Genomic DNA, 26,208 nt, shown 5'->3' with positions numbered 1-26,208 from the left:
AGGCTAAAAGCAAGAAGCGTGCCCGTTGCAATTTCCGAATGGAAGCTCCGTCCCCAGTTTAGCGATAGCAATATCCTCTGGTTGAGGCCATTTAACGCTTGCTATCTTTGGTGGGCGAGACTTGAGGAAATCATTCCCAAAAGCGCTAGACACGCTCAAAATTCAGCTTCGAAAGGCTTTGTACGGTCTTCATCAGCCGGTCGGGATCGACGGGTTTGAGGATGACGGCATCGGCCCCGGCAAGCAACGCCTGCCGACGGATCGAATCGCGACTGTCCGCAGTCAGCACGATGATGGGCAGCGCGGGCAATCCCTGCCGGCGTTCCTGCGCGCGCAGTTGCGCAAGCACGGCCGCGCCGGTGCCTCCCGGCATGTTGAAATCGGTCACGATCACATCCGGACGGGCGTCACCATTTTCCGCACGGCTGCGCAGGCCATCGAAATCCTCGACAAGACGAACCCTGTGGCCGGCTTTGGCCAGCATGGCGCGCACCAGCATCGCGTTGACGGGATCATCCTCGCCGAGCAGGATTTCCAGCGATGGATCTTCCGCCTCGGGCGTCGTTATGCCGATCTCCGACACACCTTCAAAGATGTTGCCGCGCTTCTCCATGCCGCGCATGCGGCCGCTCAAGACATCGATCAGAGATTGTTCACGCAACGGCCGGATGAGCCAGGCATCGAACAGATCAAGGGGATGCGTGTTGCGTTCCTCGGGATTGACAAGGAAAATCTTGCGCAGCGTCGGCAGCGCCTGCTCGTTTCCTTCGCGGAAATAGAGAGGCGCCATGCGATGATCGACGATCAGATCGGTCCAGGGGTAGCGGTCGCCTGTCGGCGGAGAGCGTCGAAGCGCGTCGATATCGGCGGCACCGATCAGACGGCATTGACCGCCGAGCGTGCGGATGGTCTGCGCGATGGCGGTGCTCGCCGCGCCCTCGGGCGCCAGGAGCAGAACATGCGCGCCCTTGAGCACGATGTCGTGGCGACGCTCGTCTTCGTCCTCGGCCACGAGGCCGACGGGGAAATTGATCGTGAATTCGCTTCCTCTGCCGCGTTCGCTTGCAACGCTCAGCCTGCCGCCGAGTTCGCGCAGAATACGAGCGGAAATCGCAAGACCCAGTCCGGTGCCTGCGCTTTTTTCCACGATGCCCCCGGCTTGCTCGAACTCACCGAAGACGCGTGCCTGCTCCTCTTCCGTCATGCCCGGGCCGCTATCCTGCACCGAGATGACAAGGTTGCGGCCCTGGAGCGCGGCGCGGATGAGAACGCCGCCGGTCTGAGTGAACTTCACGGCATTGCCGAGAACGTTGAACAAGACCTGGCGTAGTCGGGCGGGGTCGAACTCCAGCGCCTCGGGAACGTCGGCTGCCACGCTTGCGGCAATCTCGATGCCCTTTTCGTGAGCGCGATGGGCAAGCATCTCGACGACGCCTTCCAGCAGCGGTCGGAACGTTTCCTGGCGCGGATGCAACTGGAAGCGGCCAACCTCGATGGTGGAAAAATCAAGAAGATCTTCGACGAGCTGCACGAGGGCATGACCCGACTGACGAATGCCTGTGAGATAATTCGCCTGCTCCAGGGTCAGCGGCGTCTGCGCCAGCAGGTGGTTCATGCCGAGAATGCCCGAGAGCGGCGTGCGGATTTCATGACTGACGGTTGCCAGCAACCGCGATTTCGCAGCGCTGTTATATTCAGCCTTCAGCCTTGCGTCTTCGCGAAGCCGAGCCGTCTGGCGTTCTTCCGTCACATCACGCGCGACGCTTTGAATGCACAATTGCCCCGTCGCCGGATCGCGGAAAATGACATCGTGCCAGGCGAAAATGCGGTGGCCCTCAGGCGTTACGATTTCGGCATCCTGGTGCTTGGCGTCCGTCACCGCCCGAAACATCAGGCCGGTATCCTCGAGCGTCAGGCCTTCAGGGTTGGATTTGCCGGTCAGCTTTCGGAAAGTGGCGTTGGCGTCCAGGATGCGGCGATCAATGCTGCGGGTAACCGTGATGTCGCCAAGGGCATCGTGGATGGTGGCGAGCAGGCTATTGCTTTCCTTACGCTCCCAAAGGCGATCATGATCGCTTTCAGTGAGATCCGGAGCGATGGGCGCCGGTCTTCCGGCATCCTTCCAGATATTCAGAATGCCGAAGATTATGAGGGATATCGCCACGAGACCGGCGACGCCGGCGAGAAACATCGAACCACCGGCAAAGCCGACTGCAAGAAGAACGATACCGCCAATCAGGCCGCCGCCATTCAGCCAGTGGCGTTGCAGCCACTGAGCCGACGCGTATGAAACCGGGCGCTGCTCGGGGCCGGGCGCGGCCTCGGTCGGTTCCCCGAGCGGCTGCCCGGTCTCGGACTGGCCCTCGATCGGACCCGTTTGGCCGCGATTGATCTCAGCGGCAAGTTTTTCCTGCAAATTTGCCAGAGTGCTCATGCCATCTGGCTATCACAGGCAATCTTCCCGATGCCTTCAGGGATTCGATAGAATTTTAGGCTTTTGCCTTTTTCGGCATCAGAAGCTCATCGAGGATGACGCAACCGGCGCCGATCGTGATGAAACTGTCGGCAAGATTGAACACCGCAAAGGACCAGGTCTGGGTGTGAAACAGGACGTAATCGATCACGTGACCGTAGAGAAAGCGGTCGATCAGATTGCCGAGCGCACCTGCAATGATCAGCGCGAAGCCGAGATGAGCAAGCCAGCGATGATCGGGCGTGCGCCGCCAGAGCCACAACACGAAGGCGACGATGACAAGACGCATGCCGACGATGAACCAGCCATCCATGCCCGAAAGCATCGAGAAGGCAACGCCGAGATTGTAGGTGCGATAGAGCGCCAGCATCGGAATGACGGGCACCATCTCCTGCAGCGGCAACCAGTGATCGACCATGATCTTGATGATCTGGTCGAGAATGACCGCAACCACGATGAAGATCAGGATCGGCAGGGGCCGTGAAAACAGGGCCGGCTTTGCAGTCGGCTGCTCATGGGTCTCGCTATCGGTCATCGGGTCTCGCTAAGGGTGAGAATATGACGGCGGGCTTCGAACAGCATGACTGCCGTGGCAACCGCCAGATTGAGGCTATCGGCGCGGCCAGCCTGCGGGATGCGGGCAAGCGCATCGGCCTCTTTCGCCAGAACATCCGGCAGGCCGGATTGCTCATTGCCCATCAAAATGACGACGGGCTTCTTCTTGTAATCGATGGTGCGGTAGTCGACTGCGCCGGCCAGATGCGTGGCGACGACGGCGACATCGGCATTTTTCTTCCAGGCGAGAAACTCTTCCGGCGTCGCCTTGACGACGGGAACGGCGAAGACCGAGCCCATGGTGGCGCGCACGGTTTCCAGTGAAAACGGATCGGTGGTTTCCCCGACGAGTATGACGCCGGAAGCGCCGGCCGCATCGGCGGTGCGGATGATCGTGCCGAGGTTGCCGGGATCGCGCACGCGGTCGAGTGCCACCCAAGTCTCGCTCGCCTTCGGCTTGACATCCCGAAGCGGCAGCCAGCGCTGTTCGAAAACACCGACCACCATCTGCGGATTGTCGCGACGGGTGATCGAACCGATGACCTTTTCGCTGACCTCGAGCACGAGACCGCCGGCGGCGACCGTCTTTGCGGCAACCTGCTCGACCAGCGGCTTGCCCTTGGCGGCCTTGGCATAAACCAGCGTACGGATCGTCCAGCCGAGTTCGAGCGCATCGATGACGAGCTTCAGGCCTTCGGCGAGAAAAGCGCCACTTTCCTCGCGGGACTTCTTGACCGTGAGCGCCTTGATGTCCTTGACGATCGGATTTGCAAGCGAGGTGACCTCCTTGACCTGTCCGACCTTGCGCGGGCCGTCACTACGGAAATCCTGGTTCATTTCGGCACCCAGCGGCTAAAGAGAGAAGTGGAAAGCGCCCTGCCCGGCGTGCGGCCGTCAACGCCGGCTTCGCGGATGACCAGTTCGCCGGATTCGACGACGCCGCCGGCTCCGCGCATGGTCTCGCGCATTAGCTCATGAATCGAGTAGAAGCTGGCACGGATGGAATAGGCCGTCAGCACCAGGCCGAGCGCTTTCGGCGACAGGATCTCGCGGCAGATATCGAGCATCAGCGGCAGGTGCTCAAACAGATGCCAGACCTCGCCATTCGGGCCGCGGCCAAACTTCGGCGGATCCGTGAGGATGATGTCGTATTTGCTGCCGCGCCGCTCCTCGCGCAGGATGAACTTCATCGCATCCTCGCAGATCCAGCGGATCGGCAGCTTTTCCATGCGGCCCAGCGCCTGGTTTTCGCGCGCCCAGCCGATTGCTTTCTTCGAGGCATCGACATGGGTCACTTCCGCGCCGGCAGCCGCAGCGACCAGCGAGGCAACACCGGTATAGCCAAAAAGATTGAGAACCTTCAGCGGCCGTTTTGCCGCCTCGATCTGTTCCTTCATCCAGGCCCAGTGGACGATCTGCTCCGGGAAGACGCCGACGTGGCGAAACGCGGTGAAGCGACCGAGGAAATCGACGCCAAGCAATTGCAGCGGCCATGTCTCGCCGAGCGCCTCGCGCGGGAAGCGCCAGCGGCCCATGCCATCCTCATCCGTATCGCCGGTGAAGACGGCGTCGGCGTTGTCCCAGACATGCGCAGCCAGCGACGGCGGCCAGAGCGCCTGTGCCTCGGGCCGGACGATGCGGTAGGGTCCGTACTGCTCGAGCTTCAGCCCGTTGCCGCTATCGATCAGATGAAAATCGCCGGCGCCGAGAGACTCGAGAATGACGGGTACGCGCTCTGGTGGCCGCTCACCCGTTCGGGCGATCAGCGGGCGTTCGGGCGTGGCAGCCGCAGGTTCTTTTGCACGCGGCTCGGCAGCGCGCTCGCTATGTTCGCGTAAAGGCTTGGCTGGCCGCGAGGCATGCGCAGGCTTTGCCGGCGGCTTGCCGGGCACGTCACGCCGGGGTTTTGCCCCAAGACCGCCCGCATTTTTCTGGCCGGGCCGGCTTTCCCTATGTTTCACCATGCTTGTCTCAAAATTGATATGAGCGTGCAAATAGCATCTGGCCGCCACTTGGCAAAGCGCTTTCCGATCTGCGATGATCCATGCACAAAATGTGACATTGGGAGGATTGCGCATGGACATGACCGGCGAAGAACGGATCGCGGCACCCAGGGACGCAGTGTGGGCCGCGCTGAACAATCCCGAAATCCTCAAGCAGTGCATTCCCGGCTGTCAAAGCCTGGAATGGGTCTCGCCGACGGAACTGACCGCGACCGTGAAGCTGAAGATCGGTCCGGTGTCCGCCTCGTTCAATGGCGACGTCAAGCTTACCAACATCAACGCGCCGGAGAGCTACACCATATCGGGCGAAGGAAAGGGCGGGATTGCCGGCTTTGCCAAGGGCGGCGCCGATGTCGTGCTCAGGGAAGACGGCAACGAAACGATCCTGCAATATGAAGCGAAGGCGCAGGTCGGCGGCAAGATCGCGCAGCTCGGCTCGCGGCTGGTCGATTCCAGCGCCAAGAAACTGGCTCAGCAGTTTTTCTCCGATCTGACCGCAGCCATCAACGGCCAAGCCACCGCCTGATTGCCGCACGTCCAAGCCATCCTATATAGCGAAGCATGACATCGAATTCTGATACCTGGGCCATCCGGCCCGCACGCGAACAAGACCTGGACACTCTTGCAGAGATCTATCTCCACGTCCGTCGCGAGACATTCCTATGGGTCGATCCCAGCCATTTCACGCTCGAGGATTTCGCCGTTCATTCGAACGGCGAGCGTCTGTTCGTCTGCGAAAACGCCAACGGCGCCATCGCCGGGTTTGCGGCGGTCTGGGAGCCGGACGATTTCATCCACATGCTTTATATATCGCCTGATTTCCAGGGGCGCGGTGCCGGCAAGGCACTCCTCACCGGTCTGCCGGAATGGCCCGAGCGTCGGTATCGGCTGAAATGCCTGGTGAAAAACACGCGCGCGATCGCGTTCTATCAAAACCACGGCTTCGACATTATCGGCGACGGCGCATCGCCGGAAGGCGATTATAGAGAGATGCGGCTTCGTAAAGCCAATTCACTTTGAAGGCAGCTGGGAGGGGAGCTGGCCGGCGATCTCTTCCGCACGGGTGCGATGCTTATCGGCTTCGGCCTGCCAGCGAACGGCCTCCCGCGACTGATTGCGCGCACGCTTGCGATGCTTGCCCTGATTGAACCAGGTCACCGCAGCCCCTACGAGCATGCCGAGGATCAACGCGACAAACACCAGAACGAAAAGCGGCGCATTCAGGGACAGCACCTGATCGTCCGGCCGGAAAGGATTGAGGGCGAGCGTCACCGACTGGCGGTTGGCAACGCAGAATACGATCAGAATGATGCCGAGCGGCAGCAATATCAGCAGATTGATGATCTTCTTGGCCATTGCGCAGCTCCTTTATTCGCAGCTCTGCGTGCATCGCACTTAGGCTGCCTTCAGCCGCAGAATAGGAAAGAGGCGGCTGAATTCAAGTGCCACTGCGTCGCGGCACAATCATGTCCGAAGGGAGATCCTGGAAAAAATTGATCCAGATCTATGGATCAATTATCGTCGTCTTCTTCGTCGCCGGCGCCTGGATTCAAGCGCTCGCGCAGCTCCTTGCCGGTCTTGAAAAAGGGAACCCACTTTTCCTCGACGAAGACCGTATCGCCGGTGCGCGGGTTGCGGCCGGAACGCGACGGGCGGTTCTTGACGGAGAAAGCGCCAAAACCGCGAAGTTCGACGCGGTTTCCGGCAGCGAGCGCATCGGTGATCTCATCGAGGACAGCGTTGACGATATTTTCGACGTCGCGGTGATAGAGATGCGGGTTGCGGGCGGCAACTATCTGCACCAATTCCGACTTGATCACGGTTACCCCCTTAAATCATTGATTTATCAGTTGGCCGCACCCTGCCAAACAGAAAGCAGGCCGTCAAGAAACAACTTATCAGTCATAATTTTCTGAAGACCGTCTCCCGCCGTAAAATCAGCATAACCAAGCCGATTTAGCAACCAAGAAGCAGCGCCCGGCCAGAAGAAGGACGAGGTTTTGTCTTCCGGCTTCCAATCGACGACTGGCAGGTCTTTGTTGACCTTGCGTGTTTCAAGATAAGCCAGAATTTCATCTTCGCCGCCAAGCGTATCGATCAGCTTGTTCTGGAGCGCCTGGCGACCCGTGAAGATGCTGCCGTCGGCAAGCTTCAACACCTGATCGCGCGGCAGCTTGCGGCGGTCGGCAACGAGATCGACGAACCAGGCATAGCTGTCCATGACCATGTTGCGGATCATGTTCTTGGCGTCTTCGCTGGCGGGATGGAACGGAGAAGGCTCGGCCTTCAGCGGCGCCGATTTAATCTCGTCGAGAGAAACGCCGACCTTATCGAGCAGATCCTTGACCTGCGGATACTGGAAAATCACGCCGATCGACCCGGTGATCGACGTATCGCCGGCCACGATGGTATCGCCGGCCGTGGCGATCATATAGCCGGCCGAGGCCGCAACGGTGCGAATATCCGACACCACCGGCTTTTTGGCAGCAACGGCACGAATCGCCTTGAAGATGCGCTCGCCGCCATAAGTCGTGCCGCCCGTCGAGGAAATGGAAACGATCAGCGCCTTGACCTGATCGTTGTCGCGAATCTTCTTCAGGCGCTCCAGCAGTTCCGGATCGTCCTGGATCAGGCCGGAAATCTTGACGCGGGCGATTTGCGGGCCGCGGGCGTCAGGCAGATCGCCGGCGACAAAGCGATAAAGCGCAAAACCGAGTGCTACGAGTAGCAAAACAGCAATAATGCGCCAGAAACCGAGCTTGCGGCGTAATTGTCGCCGATCCGCGATTGCAGAACTGTCCATCACGCCTTATTTCTCCCTGCAACAAATTGAATGCGCGTTGAATTGGATGTATCAGACCTTGAAACCGGCACAATCCTCAGAGAAAAACTGTCCCCGTCTTCGATGTCGTCGGCGGAAGGTCGCTCTGCAAGACTACCAGATAGGGCATCGCCTCATCGGGTGAAACCGGCTTATGGCATATTTTTCTGCCAAAATTCCTTGGCTTCGGAAAAAAATCCATATTGGCAAGCCTATGCAATAATGCGAAACGATCCGATGGGCTTTTGAAACAGCCCCGCATGGCGTGAATGCGGTTTTCCGGATCAGACCAACGACGGACCTGTTGCATGCTCAATACGATCGAGACCCCAGGCGATACGATCCGCTCATTGCCGGAGAAAAACGCCTACAAGGCCGCAACCTTCCACTCCTCCCGGGTGCGAAGGCTCAAGATCATATTGCCGTTAGCGGCCATGATCGTTTCGCTCATCTTCATCGCCGTCTCTCTGGTGCGTGCCTATATGCCGGCCGAAATCCAGATCGAAGGCGCCAAGATCGAGGACGGCAAGGTCGTGATGGAGCGCCCTGCGATCTCCGGTCGCAACAAGGACGGCATCAATTACTCCCTGCTCGCGGAAAAGGCGCTGCAGGACATCAAGAACCCGAACATGATCACGCTCAAGACCATCAAGGCATCCATGCCGGTCAATACTGACGTGATCGCCCACGTGACGGCCCAGAGCGCGGATTTCGATCGCCAGGCCGACACGCTGAAACTGACCGAGCCTTTCACCATCGTCATGGACAATGGCCTGCGTGCCGAGTTCAAGACTGCCTTCCTGGACGTCAAGAAAGGCGACCTGTCCAGCCAGGATCAGGTTGCAATCCAGCGAGGCGGTATGTCGGTTGTTGCGCGTTCGCTCAAGATGACGGATAAGGGTAGCGTAATCGAACTCGACGGACAGGTTCAAGTGCATATCGAACCGTCCGCTCTTCACAATTCAGCTAGCGAAAAGAAGCCGGGCGGTTCATGATAAACGATTGGCCACATTCAATTTTTAAGTCCAGCCGGCGTAAGGCCGGTCTTCTCTGTGCTTTCAGCGCAATTGCTCTTATGTCGGCTGTCGGAGCATACGCTCAGACGACGACAAGCAAGATGACGGGCCTGACCCTTTCCCAGGATCAGCCGATCCAGATCGAAAGCGACAAGCTGGAAATCCACGACCAGGAAAGCCAGGCCGTGTTCACAGGCAACGTCAAGGTTGTCCAGGGCACCACGACCATGCAGGCCGGCAAGATGACTGTCTTCTATAAAAAGAAGCAGGCTGGCGATGCTGCAAAGCCGGCTGAGGAAAACCCGGTGGCCAAGGCTGCCAAGGCGCAGAACGAGTCGCTTGTCTCGGGCAATGCCAATATCGACCACATTCTGGTTTCCGACCGCGTCTACCTCGTTTCGGGAACGCAGACGGCAACCGCCGACGACGGCTCCTTCGACATGACCAACCAGCTTGCCATCCTGAACGGCAAGAAGGTGGTGCTGACGGACGGCCCGAACGTCTTCACCGGTTGCAAGCTCACCGTGCACATGGCGACGGGCGAGGCGCAGCTGGATGCATGTGGGGGGCGCGTCCAGATCCAGCTCGATCCGAAGTCGCAGCAAGTGCAGCAGCAACAACAAAAGAAAAACTGATACCGGCCCCCTCGTGACGACATCGACAACCACCACCATTCCCGGCTTGCCCGGGCCGTCTTCCGCTACATCCGGCTCACCGGCCGCGGATAAGGCGCGCTATCAGGGCACCCTGATCGCGCGCGGCCTCACCAAGACCTACGGCAGACGCCGCGTCGTCAACGGCGTCTCGCTCGTCGTTCGCCGCGGTGAAGCGGTTGGTCTGCTTGGGCCGAACGGCGCAGGCAAGACGACCTGTTTCTACATGATTACCGGGCTGGTGCCGGTTGACGAAGGTACGATCGAGATCGACGGCAACAACGTCACGACGATGCCGATGTACCGCCGCGCGCGGCTCGGCGTCGGCTATCTGCCGCAGGAAGCCTCGATTTTTCGCGGCCTGACGGTGGAGCAGAACATTCGCGCCGTGCTCGAAGTCCATGAAAAGGACAAGACCAAGCGCGAGCGCAAGATCGACGAATTGCTGGAGGAATTCCACATTCGCAATCTGCGCACGGTGCCGGCGATCGCGCTTTCGGGCGGCGAACGCCGACGCCTCGAAATCGCCCGCGCATTGGCGACCGACCCGACCTTCATGCTGCTCGACGAGCCTTTCGCGGGTGTTGACCCGATCTCGGTTGCCGACATTCAGAACCTCGTCCATCACCTGACGGCACGCGGCATCGGTGTTCTGATCACCGACCATAACGTTCGCGAAACACTGGGCCTCATCGACCGCGCCTACATTATCCACGCGGGCGAAGTGCTGACCCATGGCAGAGCCAACGATATCGTCAGCAATCCGGAAGTTCGCAAGCTCTATCTCGGCGACAATTTCAGCCTCTAAAGGCTGAAATTCGAACCGGGTAGACTTTAATATTTGGCGCAATCCGCCGGATGGCGGAAATTTACCTTCCCACCATAGTTCCGCTTGACCAAATCTTATAAAAAAGCAATTTTTGGGCCAATTGGAATTTCGCGAAGATTTTAGTGACTGAGAACGCGAGATCCCGAGGAGTTCAAGGGGAGTCCCGCGTCCACCATGGCACTATCGGCCAATCTTTTCCTGCGCCAAAGCCAAAGCCTGGTGATGACACCGCAACTGATGCAGTCGATTCAGTTGCTGCAGATGACCCATTTCGAGCTTACCCAGTTCATTTCCCAGGAAGTCGAAAAGAACCCGCTGCTGGAATTTGCGTCAAATGACGAGGATGTAGGCAGCTATGGCGATCGTGACGGCAAGGACGAATCCTTCGAAGCGGCAGGGGATGCGCGCGGTGACGATGGCTTCGAGAGTGGCGGCGATCTTCAAAGCGACTGGTACGAGAGTGACAATACGGGCCATGCCGACAGGCTGAGCAACGAACTCGACACCAATTTCGACAATGTCTTCTCGGACGATACCAGTCCCCAGCGCGCCGACGCGCCGGAACTGCTCAGCCAATGGAAATCCATGCCCGGCGGAGAAGCCGGCGAAAGCTACGATCTCGACGATTTCGTTGCAGGCCAGACATCACTGCGCGATCACCTCAACGAACAGATCCCCTTTACTCTGCCCGCCATCGGTGATCGGCTGATCGCACAGCATCTGGTCGACCAGCTCGATGAGGCCGGTTATTTGCGATCCGATCTGAGCGAGACGGCGGACCGCCTCGGTTCGGGTATCGGCGAGATAGAGCGTGTCCTTGCGGCCTTGCAGCTGCTTGATCCGCCAGGTGTTTTCGCCCGCTCTCTCAGCGAATGCCTGGAAATCCAGCTTCGCCAGAAGGATCGCTTCGATCCTGCGATGGAGCGGCTGATCGGAAATCTCGACCTTCTTGCACGCCGCGACTTCGCAACGCTGAAGCGGCTCTGCGGCGTCGATGAGGAAGACCTGCTCGACATGATGGCGGAAATTCGCCAGCTCAACCCGAAGCCCGGCAGCGCCTTCGAAACCAGTGTTTCCGAAGCGATCATGCCCGACATCGTGGTTCGTCCGTCGTCCGACGGCAGCTGGCTGGTGGAGCTCAATCCGGATGCGCTTCCCCGTGTGCTGGTGAGCCAAACCTATTTCGCCTCCGTCTCCAAGACCAGCCAGGACCACGCGTTTCTGTCGGAGTGCCTGCAAAACGCCAACTGGCTGACCCGAAGCCTCGATCAACGAGCCAAGACGATCATGAAGGTCGCGAGCGAAATCGTGCGCCAGCAGGACGCCTTTCTGATGCATGGCGTCGATCATTTGCGGCCGCTCAATCTGAAAACCGTGGCCGATGCGATCAAGATGCATGAGTCGACCGTCAGCCGGGTAACGTCCAATAAGTACATGCTGACGCCGCGCGGGCTCTTCGAATTAAAATATTTCTTCACGGTTTCGATCAGCGCCGTGGAGGGTGGCGACAGCCATTCCGCCGAGGCTGTGCGCCACAAAATCCGTGCGCTGATCTCGGGTGAAAGCCCGGATGCAGTGCTGTCGGACGACGACATCGTCGATACGCTGAAGAAGGGTGGCATCGAGCTTGCTCGCCGAACGGTTGCAAAATATCGCGAGGCGATGAACATCCCTTCGTCCGTACAGCGTCGGCGCGAGAAGCGCGCACTGGCAAAAGTCGCCGGTTTCTGACAGTCGAGTCTCTTCAACCCTGAGATGCGGATCTCCTAACAGTCCGTTAAGGCCCAGTTGACTTTCTAATGTGGCAAGGCTAGAAGCCCGCCGCAATCGCTGCAGGACAGCACGACATGAGACTTATCCCCATCATCCCGAGGGCGGTCGATATACGCAATTTGTCTTTGACCGCGTGAAGTGCTTGGATGAGCTTGAGGCTTGGCGTAAACTGGTACGCGCAATAACCACTACAAGAAGGGAAACTCCATGAGTGTGCGTGTCTCCGGTAAACATATGGAAATTGGTGACTCCTTCCGTCAGCGGATAGAGGACCAGATCGGTATGGCCGTGACCAAATACTTCGACGGGGGGTATTCGGGTCAGGTAACGGTGCATAAATCCAGCTCGCGCTTTGCGGCTGATTGCAAGCTTCATCTCGACAGCGGCGTCGTGCTGCATGCCGCAGGGGAAGCGATGGATCCGCAGCTTGCGTTCGACGCCGCGTCAGAGCGCATCGAAAAGCGCCTGCGCCGCTACAAGCGGAAACTCAAGGACCACCAAGCCGGCAATCATGCAAACGGCCACGTCGAAGTCGCTTACACCGTCATGGACGGCGTACCCGATGACGATGAGGAAGTGCCGCACGATTTCGCGCCGGTCATCGTTGCTGAAAGCACGAAGCAATTGAAGACCATGTCGGTCGCGACCGCCGTGATGGCGCTCGATATGACCGATGAGCCGCTGCTGCTCTTCCGCAGCCCCGGCAATGACCACCTGAACATCGTTTACCGTCGTCAGGACGGTAACATTGGCTGGATAGACGCAGCCAATATCAAAGGCTGAGAATAGAAGATAAGCGGCGGCTGTGCGGAACGCACCTGGCCGCCGCTTGCCCGTTATCGGTTCTCGGCGACACGAAGGATAAAGAGAATGGCATTGGCAGATTTGCTACACCAAGATGCGATCATCCCCGCCTTGAGGGCAAATTCCAAAAAACAATTGCTTCAGGAGTTGGCCGCCAAAGCTTCCAAGCTGACCGGATTGCCGGAGCGTGAGATCTTTGACGTCGTGCTGCAGCGCGAGCGTCTGGGTTCCACCGGCGTCGGCAACGGCATCGCCATTCCGCATGGCAAGCTTGCCAGCATCAAATCCATCGCGGGCATCTTTGCGCGCCTGGAAGCGCCCGTCGATTTCGAGGCACTGGACGACCAGCCCGTCGATCTCGTCTTTCTTCTGCTCGCGCCTGAAGGCGCTGGAGCCGACCATTTGAAGGCGCTCTCGCGCATTGCCCGCGTTCTACGCGACCAGGATCTGGTCGCCAAGCTGAGGGCCACAGATTCCGCCTCCGCCATTTATGCATTCCTCAACGAAGAGCAGGCATCGAACGCCGCCTAAAGCGGTTCAGCTTTTCACGGAATCCCCGAACCGCTCTATCTCTTTGTTTCCGCGCAATTCCGGACGGAAAACCGCTGCGCACTTTTCCTGGAATTGCTCTAAGGATTGGATTGCATCGGACCAAGGCAAAAATAAGAGCCGGGTGATCTGAGATCACCCGGCTCTTATTTTTTATCGATGCCTGAAAAGATCAGGCGTCTTTTTCATCCAGCGGGCTGTTTGCGCCCTGCTCGGCGTTTTCGACGATCTTCGGGCCACCCTTGGCGACGCCGACCATGGCCGGGCGCAGAACGCGGTCGCCGATGACGAAACCGGCCTGGACGACCTGAACAACCGTGTTGTTCGGCACTTCAGGATTGGGCACTTCGAACATCGCCTGGTGGAAATTCGGATCGAACTTCTGGCCAACCGGCTCGAGCTGGCGCACGCCATGGCGTTCCAGCGCCGAGAGCATGGAGCGCTCGGTCATCTCGACACCTTCGATCAGTGTCTTCAGGCCGGCATCGGCGATCTCGCGCGCCTCGGCCGGAATGGCGTCCAGCGTACGGCGAAGATTGTCGGCCACGGCAAGCATGTCGCGGGCAAAGCTTGCCACGGAATAGGACTTCGCATCCTTCACGTCACGCTCGGTGCGGCGACGGAGGTTGTCCATCTCGGCAGCGAGACGCAGGTAGCGGTCGCGCAGTTCGCCGTTCTCGGCCTTCAGCAGCTCGACCGGGTCCGGCTGCGACGGTTCTGCCGCATCGACGGTTTCCGCAGCCTCTTGCGCGAATTCCGCAGCAGCATCGGCCGCCGTGGCGTCAGGTCCGGTTTTCGTTGTTTCGTCGGTCATGACGGTCTCCGAATTGCATTGTCTTTTGGATGTGCCCGATATCGAGGTTTAGCCGGAAAAAATCAAGGCTTTGTCGAGAAGAACAGCCAATTCCCGGCGTTTGAGCGACAGGAAGGTGTCTTGGCTCAGATACCCGAACGGGACAGCCGGGAAATAAGCTGAGCGGTGTAATCGACCATCGGTACGATGCGGGCATAGTTCAACCGCGTCGGTCCGATAACGCCGACAGCGCCGATGATGCGGTCATCGTCGTCGCGATAGGGCGCGACGATCAGCGACGAACCCGAGAGCGAGAAGAGCTTGTTCTCCGAGCCGATGAAGATGCGTACACCTGGGCCGCTTTCGGCGAGGTTGAGGATTTCGATCAGACTATCTTTCTTTTCGAGATCGTCGAAGAGCAGGCGTAGCCGGTCCAGATCCTCGGCCCCACCAATCTCGGTCAAGAGATTGGCGCGTCCGCGCACGATAAGCTGCGTCGGCTTGCCATCATCCTCACCACCCGACCAGACTGCAATCCCGCGCTCGACCAGTTCCCTCGAGAGCGTATCCAGCTCGTGGCGCACACTTTCCTTCATTGTCTGCAGCTGCCGGCGCAGATCGGGCAGGGTTTGGCCGGTCATATGGGCGTTGAGGAAATTGGCCGCCTCCGTCAGCTGCGACGACGTAACGCCGGCTGGCAGCTCGATGATGCGATTTTCCACCTGATCATGATCGCCCACGAGCACGGCAAGCGCCTTTGTCGGCTCCAGCCGGATGAACTCGACGTGCTTCAGCACGGGGTCGTTCTTCGAGGTAATGACCAGCCCGGCGCCACGCGAGATGCCCGAAAGCATGCGGCTCGCCTCGGTCATGACCGATTCCATCGGCTGATCGCGATTGCTGCCGCGGACCTGCCGGTCGATGGTGGCGCGATCTTCGGCCGAGAGATCGCCAACCTGCATGAAGGCGTCAACGAAGAAACGCAGGCCAACCTGCGTCGGCAGCCGGCCGGCGCTGATATGCGGCGAATAGATGAGACCGAGCTCTTCCAGATCGCTCATCACGTTTCGCACTGATGCAGGCGATAAAGACATGGGAAGCAGGCGCGAGAGATTGCGGGACCCCAAGGGTTCACCCGTCTCCAGATAGCCTTCGACGATACGGCGGAAAACTTCCTTGGAGCGTTCGTCCAGTGCAGCAATGACATCCGAAACCGACGATGTCGTGAATACCATGTTGCCGTCGAATCCGTTCCGTTGAGCCTTAGCGAAAATATAATCATTCAGTTAGCAATGGCAAAAGGGAAAATGTTGTCGTCGTCGCGCTGGCAGTCTCTGACCTGCTTTTCCTTTGCAAAAGCGGGCTGTGGGTCGTAGAAGCGGTCAACGAACTTTCAGGAGAGTGGAATGCGGCCTTCAGGCAGAAAAACCGACCAGATGCGCAAGGTGTCGTTCGAGCGCAATTTTTCCAAGCATGCGGAAGGCTCCTGCCTGGTAAAATTCGGCGATACCCATGTGCTCTGCACGGCAAGCCTGGAGGACAAGACACCGCCATGGCTGCGCAACAGCGGCAAGGGCTGGGTCACGGCCGAATACGGCATGCTGCCGCGCGCCACCGGCGAGCGCATGAAGCGCGAAGCCGCTGCCGGCAAGCAGGGCGGCCGCACACAGGAAATCCAGCGCCTCATCGGCCGGTCGCTGCGCGCTGTCGTTGACCTCAAGGAACTGGGCGAACGTCAGATCACCGTCGACTGCGATGTCATACAGGCCGATGGTGGCACGCGCACTGCCTCGATCACCGGCGGCTGGATTGCTCTCTACGACTGCCTGAAGTGGATGGAAAGCCGCAACATGGTCAAGGTGGAGCGTGTTCTGAAGGACCACATCGCCGCCATTTCCTGCGGCATCTTCGCCAATCAGCCCGTCATCGATCTCGACTACCTTGAGGATTCCTCAGCCGAAACCGACGCCAACTTCGTCATGACCGGCAAGGGCGGTATTGTTGAAATCCAGGGAACGGCTGAAGGCGCACCCTTCAGCGAAGAGGAATTCGCCACGCTGATGCATCTTGCCAAAAACGGCATTGCCGAACTGGTGAATCTGCAGAAGCAGGCTATCGCCTGAGGATTTTTCGGAATGGCTGACCCGGCCCTTACAGGTGTCTTGGAAACCGCTCTTTATGCGGACGATCTCGATGCGGCCGAGGCCTTCTATGGTGGTATCCTTGGATTGCAGAAAATATCGCGTGGCGGAGACCGCCACGTTTTCTATCGCTGCGGACCGGGTGTACTGCTGATCTTCAACAGTGAGGAAACGGTCAAGCCGCACGACCCTGGTGCCCTGCCCGTACCGCCACACGGCACGAAGGGACACGGCCACGTCTGTTTCCGCCTCGACAACGATGACATCGAGGGCATGGCGCGGAAACTGAAGGCTGCCGGCGTCGATATCGAAGCCGATTTTCACTGGCCGAATGGCGGCCGATCGATCTATTTCCGCGATCCGGCCGGCAACAGCCTGGAATGCGCCGAGCCCCGTATCTGGGGCCTTTGACGGGACAAGACATGCGTAAACTCGATACGAAGACCATCGTCGTCGCCAGCCACAATGCCGGCAAGATCCGCGAAATACAGGATCTGATCGGCCCCTTCGGCTTTACCGCCAAATCGGCGGCCGAACTCAATTTTATCGAGCCGGACGAGACGGGAACGACCTTCGAGGAGAATGCAAAGATCAAGGCGCTGGCCTCGTCCCAGGCCTCCGGCCTGCCGGCTCTCTCGGACGATTCCGGACTGGTGATCGATGCGCTTGGCGGCGATCCCGGCGTCTACACCGCCAACTGGGCTGAGACGGCTGACGGCACGCGCGATTTCGCGATGGCGATGCAAAAGGTCGAGACCGCCCTTGAGAAAGCCGGCGCCACATCACCGGAGAGCCGTACGGCGCGCTTCGTCAGCGTGCTCTGCCTTGCCTGGCCTGATGGTCATACCGAGCTTTTCCGCGGCGATGTCGAAGGGACCGTCGTCTGGCCGCCGCGCGGCACGCAGGGCTTCGGCTACGACCCGGTTTTCAAGCCTGAAGGGTACGAGACCACGTTTGGCGAGATGAGCGCCGAGGAAAAGCACGGCTGGAAGCCGGGTGATCCGGAGGCGCTTTCGCATCGTGCCCGCGCCTTCAAGATCTTTGTCGAAACCTGCCTGGAGGCGTAAGCTAACCCCGTGGAAATCGTAGACACCCAGGACTTGATGCGCGGGGCGCAATTGCTACCGGATACCGGCGAACCCGGTTTCGGCATCTATGTGCATTGGCCCTTTTGCGCGGCGAAGTGTCCTTACTGCGATTTCAACAGCCATGTCCGGCACCAGCCTGTCGATCAGGAGCGGTTCGCTGCCGCCTTCCTGAAGGAAATGGCGACGATGCGGATGATCAGCGGGCCGAAGACCGTCACCAGCGTTTTCCTCGGCGGCGGCACGCCTTCGCTGATGAAGCCGGAAACAGTCGGCGCCGTTCTCGATGGCATCGCCAAGACCTGGCATGTGCCTGACGGTATCGAGATCACCATGGAAGCCAATCCCTCGAGCGTCGAGGCGGAGCGGTTCCGCGGCTATCGCGCCGCCGGAGTCAACCGCGTCTCGATGGGCGTGCAGGCGCTGAACGACCGCGACCTGAAGTTCCTGGGCCGTCTGCACAATGTCGAGGATGCGCTGAAGGCGATCAGGCTGGCGCGCGAGATCTTCCCGCGCATGTCCTTCGATCTCATTTATGCTCGTCCGAACCAGACCGTCGAGGAATGGGAACGCGAGCTGAAGGAAGCCATCTCCTATGCGGTCGATCATCTGTCGCTCTATCAGCTGACGATCGAGGAAGGCACGCCGTTCTATGGCTTGCACAGGGCCGGCAAGCTGATCGTGCCCGATGGCGACCAGTCGGCGTTGCTCTACGAGGCGACGCAGGAGATTACCGCGCGTGAGGGCATGCCGGCTTACGAGGTTTCCAACCACGCACGCCCTGGCGCCGAGAGCCGGCATAATCTCACCTATTGGCGCTATGGCGACTATGCCGGCATCGGCCCTGGCGCCCACGGCCGCCTGACCCGAGGGCCACAGAAACTTGCGACAGCCACCGAACGCAAGCCTGAAAGCTGGCTCGAGATGGTCGAGCGCGACGGTCACGGCATGGTCGATCAGGAAATGCTTGGCTTCGACGAACAGGCCGACGAATTGCTGTTGATGGGCCTGCGCCTGCGCGAAGGTGTCGACCTCGCCCGCTGGCAGGAGCTTTCCGGCCGTGATCCCGATCCGCAGCGCGAGGCCTTTTTACTGGAACACGGTTTTATAGAGCGGATCGGCAATTCCCGCCTGCGCTGTACGCCGGCCGGAATGTTGGTTCTTGACTCGGTCGTTGCCGATCTCGCCTGCTGAATTGACACGACGCGTTACTGCGCCTTAACCCGCCCCCTGCAAACACAAGCAGTTTTGTATTGATCGCAAAGGCCGCGCGTCATGCCAACGCGAAAGGTTCGTCGAGCTTTTCGTCACGGCTCTCAACAGCCCTTCTTTGTCGGCATCCGTGACTGGTCATGCAAATGAAAAACGGCCGGCGATAAAGCCGGCCGTGAAAGATAGATCGAATGCCGATCGCGCGGCTTATTCGTTGATCAGGCGCTTAAGCAGCTCGATCTCATGCGACAGCTTGCTATCGCCGGAAATCAGCTCTTCGATCTTGCGCACGGCATGCAGCACCGTGGTGTGATCGCGACCACCGAAGCGACGGCCGATTTCCGGGAAGGACCGCGGCGTCAGCGTCTTCGACAGATACATGGCGATCTGGCGCGGCTTGACGATGACGCGCGTGCGGCGGTTCGAGACCAGCTCCTGGCGCGATACATTGTAGTGGCGGGCGACGATGCGCTGGATGTCCTCGATGCGAACACGGCGCGGCTCGCCGGAGCCCACCAGATGTGCCAGCAGCTCATCGACGCGCTCCACCGTCAGGTTCGGCTCAAAGGAGCGGCGGAAGATCAACTGGTTGAACGCGCCTTCCAGTTCACGGCCGCTTGCCGTGACGTTGCGGGCGACGTGCGACAGAAGCTCTGCCGGGATTTCCAAAGACGGATCGTCCTGGCGGGCGGCATCGAGACGGCGCTTGAGGATTTCAAGGCGCATCTCGTAGTCCGGTGCCTCGACCTCGATCGCCACACCACCCTGCAGGCGGGACCGTACACGCGGGTCGAGCGATTCCAGCTCCCAGGGCGCGCGGTCAGCGGCGACGACAACCTGCTTGGCGCTGTCGAGCAACATGTTCAGCAGATGGCAGAATTCATGCTGGATCATCTTACCCTGCAGGAACTGCATGTCATCGATGATGAGCAGGTCGATATTGCGCAGCGAGTCCTTCAGCGTCAGCGCGTCATTGTCGCGGATCGCCGTTGCAAAGCGCCACATGAAGTATTCCGCGGTCAGATAAACAACGCGAAGGCCGCGCGGGTTCTGGACGGCGGCATTGGCGATCGCCTGCAGCAGGTGCGTCTTGCCGAGACCGACCGTCGCATGAACGAACAGCGGGTTGAAGCGCACGGCGCCGGCGCCGGCTTCGGCAATGGTCTTGGCAGCGGCAAGGCTGACGCGATTGGAGCTGCCTTCGACGAAGGTGTCGAAGGTGAAACGGGAGTCGAGCGGCGAACCGAACAGCGGCGCACCGGCCGTTGCCGGCCGTGCGGCGGCAGCCGCGCTCACGGCTTGGGCCGCGGCCTGGCTTGCCGGCTGAGCAATAGCGCGGCGGATCGGCGCGAGAGCGGCCTGATCCGGCACAACAGCCTGTTCTTCGGCGCCCGGCTTGGCGCCCTGACGGGTCGCGGTGCGCACCAGGATCTCAACCTTCAAGATCTCGGCGTCCTCGGCCTTGAAGAGACCGGTGATCATGTCGAGATAGCGATTGTTGATCCAGGACTTCAGAAAAGTCGTGGGAACGGTAAGGCGAACAACACTCTTGGAGACCGAATGCAGCTTCAGCCGGGCGAACCAGCTGGCGTAAACATCAGGACCGACTTGGGCTTTCAGGCGTGCGCTGACACGATCAAACAAGACATTCTGCGCCACGTCGCCCTTTTCCCCTGCCGCGTCTAGGCAAACCGCACCGAACGCCTGCGCATTGTCCCCATTCTCCAACGCACCCGTCGCTCTCGTATGTATCTGCATATAATGCCGCCTTCCGCAGTCTCTATTATGGGGCGAAAACAGCATTTCACCGCCGCCCCTGAGTCTTCGCCATGGCGTGACGTTCGCGCTCTTTATTTAAAGCTGCGCCGCACACCGGTTCATCAGCCGAGCCCCGCCAATGGGCCTTACAGGAACACTGTGGCGAAAACCGATCTTCAAAACGGCTTTCGTCTTTGCTTCCGTAACCGGAACATCAATCGGCCCTCGTATTCCGACTGGCTGTTCCAACGACTGTCAGTTTTTCTCCCCTCCCCGCGGCTGCGCCATCGACGTAAGCTGCAAAGGACAGACAAGCATCCTCGTTCCGCGAACGTCACCGTTCCCGGTCATAACTCGTCAACTGTTTGAAAAAACGGAACTGAACTGCTCCGTCACAAGAGACAAAACCACCCTCGCCGCCGTTAGTGACGGTGTTCGCCGAAGCCGTTTAAGGTGAGATCCGCGCCCCTTGTTGAAAAGCATTTAGGCAGGATCGTGGGCAGATATCAACGATGAATTTTACACAAAATTAAGAGGCGGCCATTGACTCAGGAAGCCATTTTTGACTGTCACAAGGCCTTCAAAAAAGAATCGCTGTTGAATCAACGAGATTCCCGTTCGGCGCGATTCCCACAGCTTTCAAAACAAAAAAAATAAAAATTCCCTTGACTCAGTTGTGAGCCGGCAATGCGTCACGCAGATCACATTACGCTGAGATATCCTGCCGCAAGTCATTGTTTTAAAAGGTATATTTCTGTCACGTCAATGACATGATCAAGCACCCAATTTTGGCAATACGGCATTTTTTGGGCTGAATCCAAAAAGCCCGGCGCAAAGACCGGGCTTAAGACTAACGATTCAATCGTTAAGAGAAAGTTAGGCGGTCGGGGCCGACAGAGCCTTAACACGCTTGGCAAGACGCGAGACCTTGCGGGAAGCGGTGTTGGCGTGAAGCACGCCCTTGGTCGCTGCACGGGCCAGTTCCGGCTGTGCTGCGAGGAAAGCTGCCTTGGCGAGACCTGCATCACCGGACGCGATGGCTTCTTCGACCTGACGGACGAAAGTGCGAACGCGCGAGCGACGAGCCTTGTTGACATCGGTGCGGCGTGCGATCTTGCGGGTCGCTTTTTTCGCCGAGGTAGTATTGGCCATGTATGCCTCTCTTAGAATTCGAACATAACTCCATCGTTGCAGCGCGGGCCCAGCGGCCACTTCATCCAGCAATGCGGGAGCAATTGCGGAAAACCAGAGCGGCTTTCCAAACTGTGGCGGGCATATAGCCGGAATGAGCCGCGGCGTCAACGCGGATTCTATCAAACCCGCGTAATTCCGGAATTCCAGCCCTCACCGGTTCTTGAAGGACGGCTTGCGCTTTTCGACGAAGGCCGCCATGCCCTCCTTCTGATCCTCCGTGGAGAACAGGCTCTGGAACAGGCGGCGCTCGAAACGCAGTCCTTCCCCGAGGGTCGTCTCCAGCGCGCGGTTGACGGCCTCCTTCGCCATCAGCACCGAAGGGCGCGAAAGCGAGGCGATCTTGGCGGCGGCGGCCAGCGCCTCGTCCAGCAGCCTGTCTGCCGGCACGACGCGAGCAACGAGGCCGGAACGCTCAGCCTCCGCTGCGTCCATCATGCGGCCGGTCAGCACCAGATCCATTGCCTTCGCCTTGCCGACGGCACGCGTCAGGCGCTGCGAGCCGCCCATCCCTGGAATTATGCCCAGCGTGATTTCCGGCTGACCGAACTTCGCCGTGTCTGCCGCGATGATGAAATCGCACATCATGGCAAGCTCACAGCCGCCGCCCAGCGCAAAACCGCCGACGGCCGCAATCACCGGCTTTCGGGCCTTGGCGATTTCATCCCAGCCGCCCAGAAAGTCGCCCGTGTAGACATCGACGAATTCAAGCGACTGCATTTCCTTGATATCGGCGCCAGCCGCAAATGCCTTTTCGGAGCCGGTGAGCACGATCGCACCGACGGCATCGTCCTTATGGAAGGCGGCATAGGCCTGCTTCAGCTCAGCAAGTACGGTGGAATTCAGCGCGTTCAGCGCCTGAGGTCGGTTCAGCCGGATCAGGCCGACCGCCCCTTGAGTTTCGACGATGAGGGTTTCGTAGGCCATTTCTCTCTCCCTTCGATCAATCTTGGCAAGTCGCGCAATAGAAAGACGAGCGCCCCGCCTGGACGATGCGACTGACCGTACCGCTGCAACCCGGCGTGCTGCAAGGCTGCCCTTCACGATCGTAGACGGAAAAGGAATGCTGGAAGTAACCCAGCGAGCCATCCGTCTGAATATGATCGCGCAGCGACGAGCCGCCCGCTGCAATCGCATCGGCAATGACAGCGCGGATCGCGTCGACCAGCGTCAACAGGCCGTCCCCGGGCTTACCGTCATCCGTCACCAGTGTGCCGGCGGCGCGCAACGGCGACAGGTGCGAGCGCCAGAGCGCTTCACACACATATATATTGCCAAGACCGGCAATGTTCTTCTGGTCGAGCAGCGCGCTCTTCAGCGGCTGCGCCTTGCCCGCGAAACGCTTTGCCAGATAATCGGCATCAAGTTCATTGCCCGTGGGCTCGGGGCCAAGGTCTCGAAAGAAGGGATGGCTGGCCATGTCGGTGCGCCTGACGAGATCCATGAAGCCGAAGCGGCGCGGGTCATTATAGATGACGCGCGCATCGCCTTTGCCGCCCGCCAGATGAAAGACGACGTGATCGTGCTTCTCGTCTTTCGAGCGGGGGTGATGAAAGTTTCCCGGTGTCTCCGCCACGGCTCGCTCCTCCACGCGAAACGAACCGGACATGCCGAGATGCGAGACGATCGTATTGCCGTCCTCCAGATCGATCAGCAGATATTTGGCACGGCGCGACAGCGACGCGATGCCGCGCCCCGCAACCGAGCGGGCGAAATCGGCGGGGAACGGAAAGCGCAGATCGTTGCGGCGCAGCTCAAGCGCTTGCAGAACAGCACCTTCCATGGAAGGCGCCAGCCCTCGCCTGACTGTTTCGACCTCTGGTAATTCCGGCATGGCTATCCATCTTTATGTTTCAACCGCTTATGATCTGGGCTATAGCCCAAGGCATTGCGGCTGGTGATCAGTTGATGAGATAGCGTGGCAAACGCGATTTCGCTATGGTCCGCCGCCGAATACTGCGTAATTCCTGAGATCGGGATCGATTGAGGGATAGAATTGTGCAGCGAGTTTAAAGTGTTACAGCGGCCATGGCGCGCCATAGATGACGCGCAGCACTGTAATGTAACGGAGTTGAGCCGATGGCAGACAGCCGCACCTCCGCCGATGGCGGCATGGAAACGTCCTATGGCTTCCGCGAAGTGGCCGATGGCGAAAAGCAGGGCCTCGTCAACGAGGTGTTCCACAAGGTTGCCAAGCGCTACGACGTGATGAACGACGTGATGTCCATGGGCATGCATCGCGCCTGGAAGGATGCGATGGTTGCGGCGCTCAACCCGCGCAAGGATCCGACCTACAAGCTGCTCGACGTGGCCGGCGGCACCGGCGACATTGCCTTCCGTATCGTGGAAGCATCGAACCGACTGGCGCATGCGACCGTGCTCGACATCAACGGGTCGATGCTTGCCGTCGGCGCCGAACGCGCCGAAAAGAAGAAGCTCTCCGACAACCTCACCTTCGTCGAGGCCAATGCCGAGAAACTTCCGTTCGAGCCGAACTCCTTCGACGCCTATACGATTGCCTTCGGCATCCGCAACGTGCCGCATATCGATGTTGCGCTCAAGGAAGCCTATCGCGTGCTGAAGCGCGGCGGACGACTGCTCGTACTCGAATTCTCCGAAGTCGACCTGCCGCTGCTCGACCGGGTCTACGACGCCTGGTCCTTCAACGCCATCCCGAAGTTCGGCAAGGCGATCACCGGCGACGCCGAACCCTATCAGTATCTGGTGGAATCGATCCGGAAATTCCCGAACCAGCAGAACTTCGCCGCGATGATCCGCGAGGCCGGCTTCTCGCGCGTGACTTTCACCAACTACACGGGCGGCATCGCCGCGCTGCACTCCGGCTGGAAGCTCTGAAGCATGATGTCGAGCCATGTGATGCCGCCGATGGCTTCCGCTCGTCGGGACGTTGAGGCGCTATCTTTTTGTTTTGACGGAAAGCCGCTACGCACTTTTCCTGGAATTGCTCCATGAGTGCTTTCGGCGCATATTTCGGCCTGATCCGGGTCGGCTGGGTGCTGGTGCGGGAAGGCGTCGTCATGGCGCTGCCATCGGAAGGCCTGCCGCCCTCCGTCAGTCTCGCCAAATCCTTCGTCAGCATCTTCGCGCGCAGGAAGGCTAAGAGCCAGGCCCGCAGCGATCGGCTGGCGCAGGCGGTCGAACGGCTCGGCCCCTCCTATGTGAAGATCGGCCAGTTTCTGGCGACCCGGCCCGACGTCGTCGGCGTCGACATGGCAAACGACCTGTCGAAGCTCCAGGACCGGATGGCCTTCTTCCCGCACGGCACGGCAACCGCCGCGATCGAAGCATCGCTTGGCCGGCGGATCGACGATCTCTATGTCAAATTCGGCGAGCCCATTGCCGCCGCGTCGATAGCACAGGTCCATCCCGCCGAAGTCGAAACGGCGGAAGGACGCAAGCGTGTCGCCGTCAAGGTCGTCCGGCCGGGCGTGCGCCAGCGCTTCACCAACGATATCAAGGCGATGTATCTCGTCGCACGGCTGCAGGAGCGTTTCATGCCCTCCAGCCGGCGCCTTCGGCCGGTGGAAGTCACAAAGACGCTGGAGCAGACCACGAAGGTCGAGATGGATCTGCGGCTTGAGGCCGCGGCCCTTTCCGAAATCGCGGAGAACACCGATAAGGATCCGGGCTTCCGGGTTCCGAAGGTCGACTGGGAGCGCACCGGCCGCGACGTTATCACCATGGAGTGGATCGACGGCGTCAAGATGTCCGATGTCGAGGCATTGACGGCAGCCGGGCACGATCTCAACGCACTCGCCGATACGCTGATCCAATCCTTCCTTCGCCATACGCTGCGCGACGGCTTCTTCCATGCCGACATGCATCCCGGCAACCTCTTTGTCGACCCCGCCGGTATGATCGTCGCCGTCGACATGGGCATCGTCGGGCGTCTTGGAAGGAAGGAACGCCGCTTCCTGGCAGAAATCCTCTACGGCTTCATCACCCGCGATTACCTGCGCGTTGCCGAGGTACATTTCGAGGCGGGCTATGTGCCGTCTCATCATAATATGGAGAGTTTTGCGCAGGCGATCCGCGCCATCGGCGAGCCGATCCATGGGCAGCCGGCCGAGACCATCTCCATGGGCAAGCTTCTCACCCTGCTGTTCGAAGTGACCGAGCTCTTCGACATGGAGACGCGGCCGGAACTGGTGATGCTGCAGAAGACCATGGTCGTGGTCGAGGGCGTATCGCGCATGCTCAATCCGCGCTTCAACATGTGGAAGGCTTCGGAACCGGTCGTCGGTGATTGGATTCGCACGAATCTCGGCCCGAAGCGGATCATGACCGATCTCAAGGATGGTTTGAAAGCGGCCGTGAAGCTTGCCGAAGCGGCACCGGAAATCGCCGCCAAGACAGAGAAATTCCATCACGAATTGCTGCATATGAGCGAGAACGGCCTGCGCTTCGACCCGCAGACTGCAGAAGCGATCGGCAAGGCCGAGGCCAAGCACAGCCGCTCCGGCCGCTTGGCGCTATGGGTGATCGCGCTGACGCTTCTCTATATCGCCTGGCATCTGAGCTGATCCGCAAC

The 26,208-nt window shown here is 59.6% G+C and carries 27 protein-coding genes; 14 read left to right on the top strand and 13 right to left on the bottom strand.

The annotated features are described in order from the left end of the window. Nucleotides 1–145: 145 nt before the first annotated feature. The 4 genes from HGP17_RS18225 to HGP17_RS18210 are packed head-to-tail and all read right to left on the bottom strand — an operon-like array spanning nucleotide 146 to nucleotide 4,992. Nucleotides 146–2,434 carry an ATP-binding protein gene (locus HGP17_RS18225; RefSeq protein WP_168811520.1) on the bottom strand — a complete coding sequence of 763 codons (2,289 nt, stop codon included), beginning with the start codon at nucleotides 2,432–2,434 and terminating at the stop codon, nucleotides 146–148. Nucleotides 2,435–2,489: 55 nt separating this feature from the next. Then, nucleotides 2,490–3,008 (bottom strand): signal peptidase II, encoded by a 519-nt coding sequence (lspA, locus tag HGP17_RS18220; protein ID WP_168811518.1) that lies wholly within the window; start codon nucleotides 3,006–3,008, stop codon nucleotides 2,490–2,492. Next, complete coding sequence (locus tag HGP17_RS18215) at nucleotides 3,005–3,865, bottom strand: RNA methyltransferase (protein WP_168811516.1); 861 nt, start codon at nucleotides 3,863–3,865, stop codon at nucleotides 3,005–3,007. The genes lspA and HGP17_RS18215 overlap by 4 nt, the downstream gene beginning before the upstream one ends. Further along, nucleotides 3,862–4,992 carry a class I SAM-dependent methyltransferase gene (locus HGP17_RS18210; protein WP_168811514.1) on the bottom strand — a complete coding sequence of 377 codons (1,131 nt, stop codon included), beginning with the start codon at nucleotides 4,990–4,992 and terminating at the stop codon, nucleotides 3,862–3,864. The genes HGP17_RS18215 and HGP17_RS18210 overlap by 4 nt, the downstream gene beginning before the upstream one ends. A 112-nt stretch (nucleotides 4,993–5,104) precedes the next feature. Here HGP17_RS18210 and HGP17_RS18205 point away from each other — a divergent pair, with 112 nt between their 5' ends. Next, complete coding sequence (locus HGP17_RS18205) at nucleotides 5,105–5,557, top strand: carbon monoxide dehydrogenase subunit G (RefSeq protein ID WP_168811512.1); 453 nt, start codon at nucleotides 5,105–5,107, stop codon at nucleotides 5,555–5,557. 35 nt (nucleotides 5,558–5,592) lie between these two features. Next, nucleotides 5,593–6,051, top strand: a complete 459-nt coding sequence (locus tag HGP17_RS18200; protein ID WP_168811510.1) for a GNAT family N-acetyltransferase — start codon at nucleotides 5,593–5,595, stop codon at nucleotides 6,049–6,051. On the opposite strand, the gene HGP17_RS18195 is transcribed toward HGP17_RS18200, so the two are convergent. The 3 genes from HGP17_RS18195 to sppA all read right to left on the bottom strand — a co-directional run bounded on the left by HGP17_RS18195 (nucleotide 6,043) and on the right by sppA (nucleotide 7,834). Continuing rightward, nucleotides 6,043–6,387, bottom strand: a complete 345-nt coding sequence (locus HGP17_RS18195; protein WP_168811508.1) for a LapA family protein — start codon at nucleotides 6,385–6,387, stop codon at nucleotides 6,043–6,045. The genes HGP17_RS18200 and HGP17_RS18195 overlap by 9 nt on opposite strands. A gap of 155 nt (nucleotides 6,388–6,542) precedes the next feature. Beyond that, nucleotides 6,543–6,851: an integration host factor subunit beta gene (locus HGP17_RS18190; protein ID WP_168811506.1), complete on the bottom strand. Its 309-nt coding sequence runs from the start codon at nucleotides 6,849–6,851 to the stop codon at nucleotides 6,543–6,545. 26 nt (nucleotides 6,852–6,877) lie between these two features. Beyond that, entirely contained in the window at nucleotides 6,878–7,834 is a 957-nt protein-coding gene (sppA, locus tag HGP17_RS18185; protein WP_168811504.1) for a signal peptide peptidase SppA, read from the bottom strand. Nucleotides 7,835–8,160: 326 nt separating this feature from the next. Here sppA and lptC point away from each other — a divergent pair, with 326 nt between their 5' ends. From lptC to ptsN, 6 genes are all read left to right on the top strand, one after another. Further along, the gene (gene lptC / locus HGP17_RS18180; protein WP_168811502.1) at nucleotides 8,161–8,847 is read left to right on the top strand and encodes an LPS export ABC transporter periplasmic protein LptC; all 687 of its coding nucleotides are present in this window, start codon (nucleotides 8,161–8,163) and stop codon (nucleotides 8,845–8,847) included. Further along, nucleotides 8,844–9,503: an LptA/OstA family protein gene (locus HGP17_RS18175; protein WP_168811500.1), complete on the top strand. Its 660-nt coding sequence runs from the start codon at nucleotides 8,844–8,846 to the stop codon at nucleotides 9,501–9,503. The genes lptC and HGP17_RS18175 overlap by 4 nt, the downstream gene beginning before the upstream one ends. A gap of 46 nt (nucleotides 9,504–9,549) precedes the next feature. After that, nucleotides 9,550–10,329: an LPS export ABC transporter ATP-binding protein gene (gene lptB / locus HGP17_RS18170; RefSeq protein WP_168811982.1), complete on the top strand. Its 780-nt coding sequence runs from the start codon at nucleotides 9,550–9,552 to the stop codon at nucleotides 10,327–10,329. Between the two features lie 195 nt (nucleotides 10,330–10,524). Then, nucleotides 10,525–12,081 (top strand): RNA polymerase factor sigma-54, encoded by a 1,557-nt coding sequence (rpoN, locus tag HGP17_RS18165; RefSeq protein WP_168811498.1) that lies wholly within the window; start codon nucleotides 10,525–10,527, stop codon nucleotides 12,079–12,081. A gap of 249 nt (nucleotides 12,082–12,330) precedes the next feature. Next, nucleotides 12,331–12,906 (top strand): ribosome-associated translation inhibitor RaiA, encoded by a 576-nt coding sequence (raiA, locus tag HGP17_RS18160; RefSeq protein ID WP_168811496.1) that lies wholly within the window; start codon nucleotides 12,331–12,333, stop codon nucleotides 12,904–12,906. Between the two features lie 87 nt (nucleotides 12,907–12,993). Continuing rightward, on the top strand, nucleotides 12,994–13,458 hold the full coding sequence (gene ptsN / locus HGP17_RS18155; RefSeq protein ID WP_068397686.1) for a PTS IIA-like nitrogen regulatory protein PtsN: 465 nt from the start codon (nucleotides 12,994–12,996) through the stop codon (nucleotides 13,456–13,458). 190 nt (nucleotides 13,459–13,648) lie between these two features. On the opposite strand, the gene grpE is transcribed toward ptsN, so the two are convergent. Together grpE and hrcA are read right to left on the bottom strand one after the other, a co-directional pair. Further along, entirely contained in the window at nucleotides 13,649–14,290 is a 642-nt protein-coding gene (gene grpE, locus HGP17_RS18150) for a nucleotide exchange factor GrpE (protein ID WP_168811494.1), read from the bottom strand. Nucleotides 14,291–14,415: 125 nt separating this feature from the next. Continuing rightward, nucleotides 14,416–15,504: a heat-inducible transcriptional repressor HrcA gene (gene hrcA, locus HGP17_RS18145; RefSeq protein ID WP_168811492.1), complete on the bottom strand. Its 1,089-nt coding sequence runs from the start codon at nucleotides 15,502–15,504 to the stop codon at nucleotides 14,416–14,418. Nucleotides 15,505–15,675: 171 nt separating this feature from the next. Between hrcA and rph the strand changes: the two genes are divergently transcribed. From rph to hemW, 4 genes are read left to right on the top strand one after another with little or no spacing between them, the layout of a single operon-like run. Next, complete coding sequence (gene rph, locus HGP17_RS18140) at nucleotides 15,676–16,392, top strand: ribonuclease PH (RefSeq protein WP_168811490.1); 717 nt, start codon at nucleotides 15,676–15,678, stop codon at nucleotides 16,390–16,392. Between the two features lie 12 nt (nucleotides 16,393–16,404). After that, the gene (locus HGP17_RS18135) at nucleotides 16,405–16,821 is read left to right on the top strand and encodes a VOC family protein (RefSeq protein WP_168811488.1); all 417 of its coding nucleotides are present in this window, start codon (nucleotides 16,405–16,407) and stop codon (nucleotides 16,819–16,821) included. An 11-nt stretch (nucleotides 16,822–16,832) separates the two neighbouring features. Then, nucleotides 16,833–17,477, top strand: coding sequence for an RdgB/HAM1 family non-canonical purine NTP pyrophosphatase (gene rdgB, locus HGP17_RS18130; RefSeq protein ID WP_168811486.1), 645 nt, complete (start codon nucleotides 16,833–16,835; stop codon nucleotides 17,475–17,477). A 36-nt stretch (nucleotides 17,478–17,513) separates the two neighbouring features. Further along, on the top strand, nucleotides 17,514–18,689 hold the full coding sequence (gene hemW / locus HGP17_RS18125) for a radical SAM family heme chaperone HemW (protein ID WP_168811980.1): 1,176 nt from the start codon (nucleotides 17,514–17,516) through the stop codon (nucleotides 18,687–18,689). A gap of 225 nt (nucleotides 18,690–18,914) precedes the next feature. On the opposite strand, the gene dnaA is transcribed toward hemW, so the two are convergent. The 4 genes from dnaA to mutM form a co-directional block, all read right to left on the bottom strand. After that, a complete protein-coding gene (gene dnaA / locus HGP17_RS18120) occupies nucleotides 18,915–20,465 on the bottom strand; it encodes a chromosomal replication initiator protein DnaA (protein WP_168811484.1) in 1,551 nt (516 codons plus the stop codon). A gap of 876 nt (nucleotides 20,466–21,341) precedes the next feature. Further along, the gene (rpsT, locus tag HGP17_RS18115; protein ID WP_168811482.1) at nucleotides 21,342–21,617 is read right to left on the bottom strand and encodes a 30S ribosomal protein S20; all 276 of its coding nucleotides are present in this window, start codon (nucleotides 21,615–21,617) and stop codon (nucleotides 21,342–21,344) included. A gap of 192 nt (nucleotides 21,618–21,809) precedes the next feature. Then, nucleotides 21,810–22,583: an enoyl-CoA hydratase gene (locus HGP17_RS18110; RefSeq protein ID WP_168811479.1), complete on the bottom strand. Its 774-nt coding sequence runs from the start codon at nucleotides 22,581–22,583 to the stop codon at nucleotides 21,810–21,812. 16 nt (nucleotides 22,584–22,599) lie between these two features. After that, a complete protein-coding gene (gene mutM / locus HGP17_RS18105) occupies nucleotides 22,600–23,490 on the bottom strand; it encodes a bifunctional DNA-formamidopyrimidine glycosylase/DNA-(apurinic or apyrimidinic site) lyase (protein ID WP_168811477.1) in 891 nt (296 codons plus the stop codon). Between the two features lie 245 nt (nucleotides 23,491–23,735). On the opposite strand from mutM, the gene ubiE reads away from it, so the two are divergent. Both ubiE and ubiB read left to right on the top strand, forming a co-directional pair. Next, nucleotides 23,736–24,512 carry a bifunctional demethylmenaquinone methyltransferase/2-methoxy-6-polyprenyl-1,4-benzoquinol methylase UbiE gene (gene ubiE, locus HGP17_RS18100; protein ID WP_168811475.1) on the top strand — a complete coding sequence of 259 codons (777 nt, stop codon included), beginning with the start codon at nucleotides 23,736–23,738 and terminating at the stop codon, nucleotides 24,510–24,512. Nucleotides 24,513–24,625: 113 nt separating this feature from the next. After that, nucleotides 24,626–26,200 carry a 2-polyprenylphenol 6-hydroxylase gene (gene ubiB, locus HGP17_RS18095; protein WP_168811473.1) on the top strand — a complete coding sequence of 525 codons (1,575 nt, stop codon included), beginning with the start codon at nucleotides 24,626–24,628 and terminating at the stop codon, nucleotides 26,198–26,200. Nucleotides 26,201–26,208 lie beyond the last annotated feature (8 nt).

The organism is Rhizobium sp. P38BS-XIX, assembly GCF_012641435.1.
In the GTDB taxonomy this organism is placed as follows: Bacteria; Pseudomonadota; Alphaproteobacteria; order Rhizobiales; family Rhizobiaceae; genus Rhizobium.
Note: the sequence above shows the minus strand (reverse complement) of the source record. Positions and strands in the feature narration are given on the sequence as shown.

What these genes read in the sequence shown, in the direction of transcription:
- HGP17_RS18225 (WP_168811520.1), bottom strand. Translation starts at nt 2,434, where the DNA reads ATGAGCACTCTGGCAAATTTGCAGGAAAAACTTGCCGCTGAGATCAAT.
- lspA (WP_168811518.1), bottom strand. Translation starts at nt 3,008, where the DNA reads ATGACCGATAGCGAGACCCATGAGCAGCCGACTGCAAAGCCGGCCCTG.
- HGP17_RS18215 (WP_168811516.1), bottom strand. Translation starts at nt 3,865, where the DNA reads ATGAACCAGGATTTCCGTAGTGACGGCCCGCGCAAGGTCGGACAGGTC.
- HGP17_RS18210 (WP_168811514.1), bottom strand. Translation starts at nt 4,992, where the DNA reads ATGGTGAAACATAGGGAAAGCCGGCCCGGCCAGAAAAATGCGGGCGGT.
- HGP17_RS18205 (WP_168811512.1), top strand. Translation starts at nt 5,105, where the DNA reads ATGGACATGACCGGCGAAGAACGGATCGCGGCACCCAGGGACGCAGTG.
- HGP17_RS18200 (WP_168811510.1), top strand. Translation starts at nt 5,593, where the DNA reads ATGACATCGAATTCTGATACCTGGGCCATCCGGCCCGCACGCGAACAA.
- HGP17_RS18195 (WP_168811508.1), bottom strand. Translation starts at nt 6,387, where the DNA reads ATGGCCAAGAAGATCATCAATCTGCTGATATTGCTGCCGCTCGGCATC.
- sppA (WP_168811504.1), bottom strand. Translation starts at nt 7,834, where the DNA reads ATGGACAGTTCTGCAATCGCGGATCGGCGACAATTACGCCGCAAGCTC.
- lptC (WP_168811502.1), top strand. Translation starts at nt 8,161, where the DNA reads ATGCTCAATACGATCGAGACCCCAGGCGATACGATCCGCTCATTGCCG.
- HGP17_RS18175 (WP_168811500.1), top strand. Translation starts at nt 8,844, where the DNA reads ATGATAAACGATTGGCCACATTCAATTTTTAAGTCCAGCCGGCGTAAG.
- rpoN (WP_168811498.1), top strand. Translation starts at nt 10,525, where the DNA reads ATGGCACTATCGGCCAATCTTTTCCTGCGCCAAAGCCAAAGCCTGGTG.
- raiA (WP_168811496.1), top strand. Translation starts at nt 12,331, where the DNA reads ATGAGTGTGCGTGTCTCCGGTAAACATATGGAAATTGGTGACTCCTTC.
- ptsN (WP_068397686.1), top strand. Translation starts at nt 12,994, where the DNA reads ATGGCATTGGCAGATTTGCTACACCAAGATGCGATCATCCCCGCCTTG.
- grpE (WP_168811494.1), bottom strand. Translation starts at nt 14,290, where the DNA reads ATGACCGACGAAACAACGAAAACCGGACCTGACGCCACGGCGGCCGAT.
- hrcA (WP_168811492.1), bottom strand. Translation starts at nt 15,504, where the DNA reads ATGGTATTCACGACATCGTCGGTTTCGGATGTCATTGCTGCACTGGAC.
- rph (WP_168811490.1), top strand. Translation starts at nt 15,676, where the DNA reads ATGCGGCCTTCAGGCAGAAAAACCGACCAGATGCGCAAGGTGTCGTTC.
- HGP17_RS18135 (WP_168811488.1), top strand. Translation starts at nt 16,405, where the DNA reads ATGGCTGACCCGGCCCTTACAGGTGTCTTGGAAACCGCTCTTTATGCG.
- rdgB (WP_168811486.1), top strand. Translation starts at nt 16,833, where the DNA reads ATGCGTAAACTCGATACGAAGACCATCGTCGTCGCCAGCCACAATGCC.
- hemW (WP_168811980.1), top strand. Translation starts at nt 17,514, where the DNA reads ATGCGCGGGGCGCAATTGCTACCGGATACCGGCGAACCCGGTTTCGGC.
- dnaA (WP_168811484.1), bottom strand. Translation starts at nt 20,465, where the DNA reads ATGCAGATACATACGAGAGCGACGGGTGCGTTGGAGAATGGGGACAAT.
- rpsT (WP_168811482.1), bottom strand. Translation starts at nt 21,617, where the DNA reads ATGGCCAATACTACCTCGGCGAAAAAAGCGACCCGCAAGATCGCACGC.
- HGP17_RS18110 (WP_168811479.1), bottom strand. Translation starts at nt 22,583, where the DNA reads ATGGCCTACGAAACCCTCATCGTCGAAACTCAAGGGGCGGTCGGCCTG.
- mutM (WP_168811477.1), bottom strand. Translation starts at nt 23,490, where the DNA reads ATGCCGGAATTACCAGAGGTCGAAACAGTCAGGCGAGGGCTGGCGCCT.
- ubiE (WP_168811475.1), top strand. Translation starts at nt 23,736, where the DNA reads ATGGCAGACAGCCGCACCTCCGCCGATGGCGGCATGGAAACGTCCTAT.
- ubiB (WP_168811473.1), top strand. Translation starts at nt 24,626, where the DNA reads ATGAGTGCTTTCGGCGCATATTTCGGCCTGATCCGGGTCGGCTGGGTG.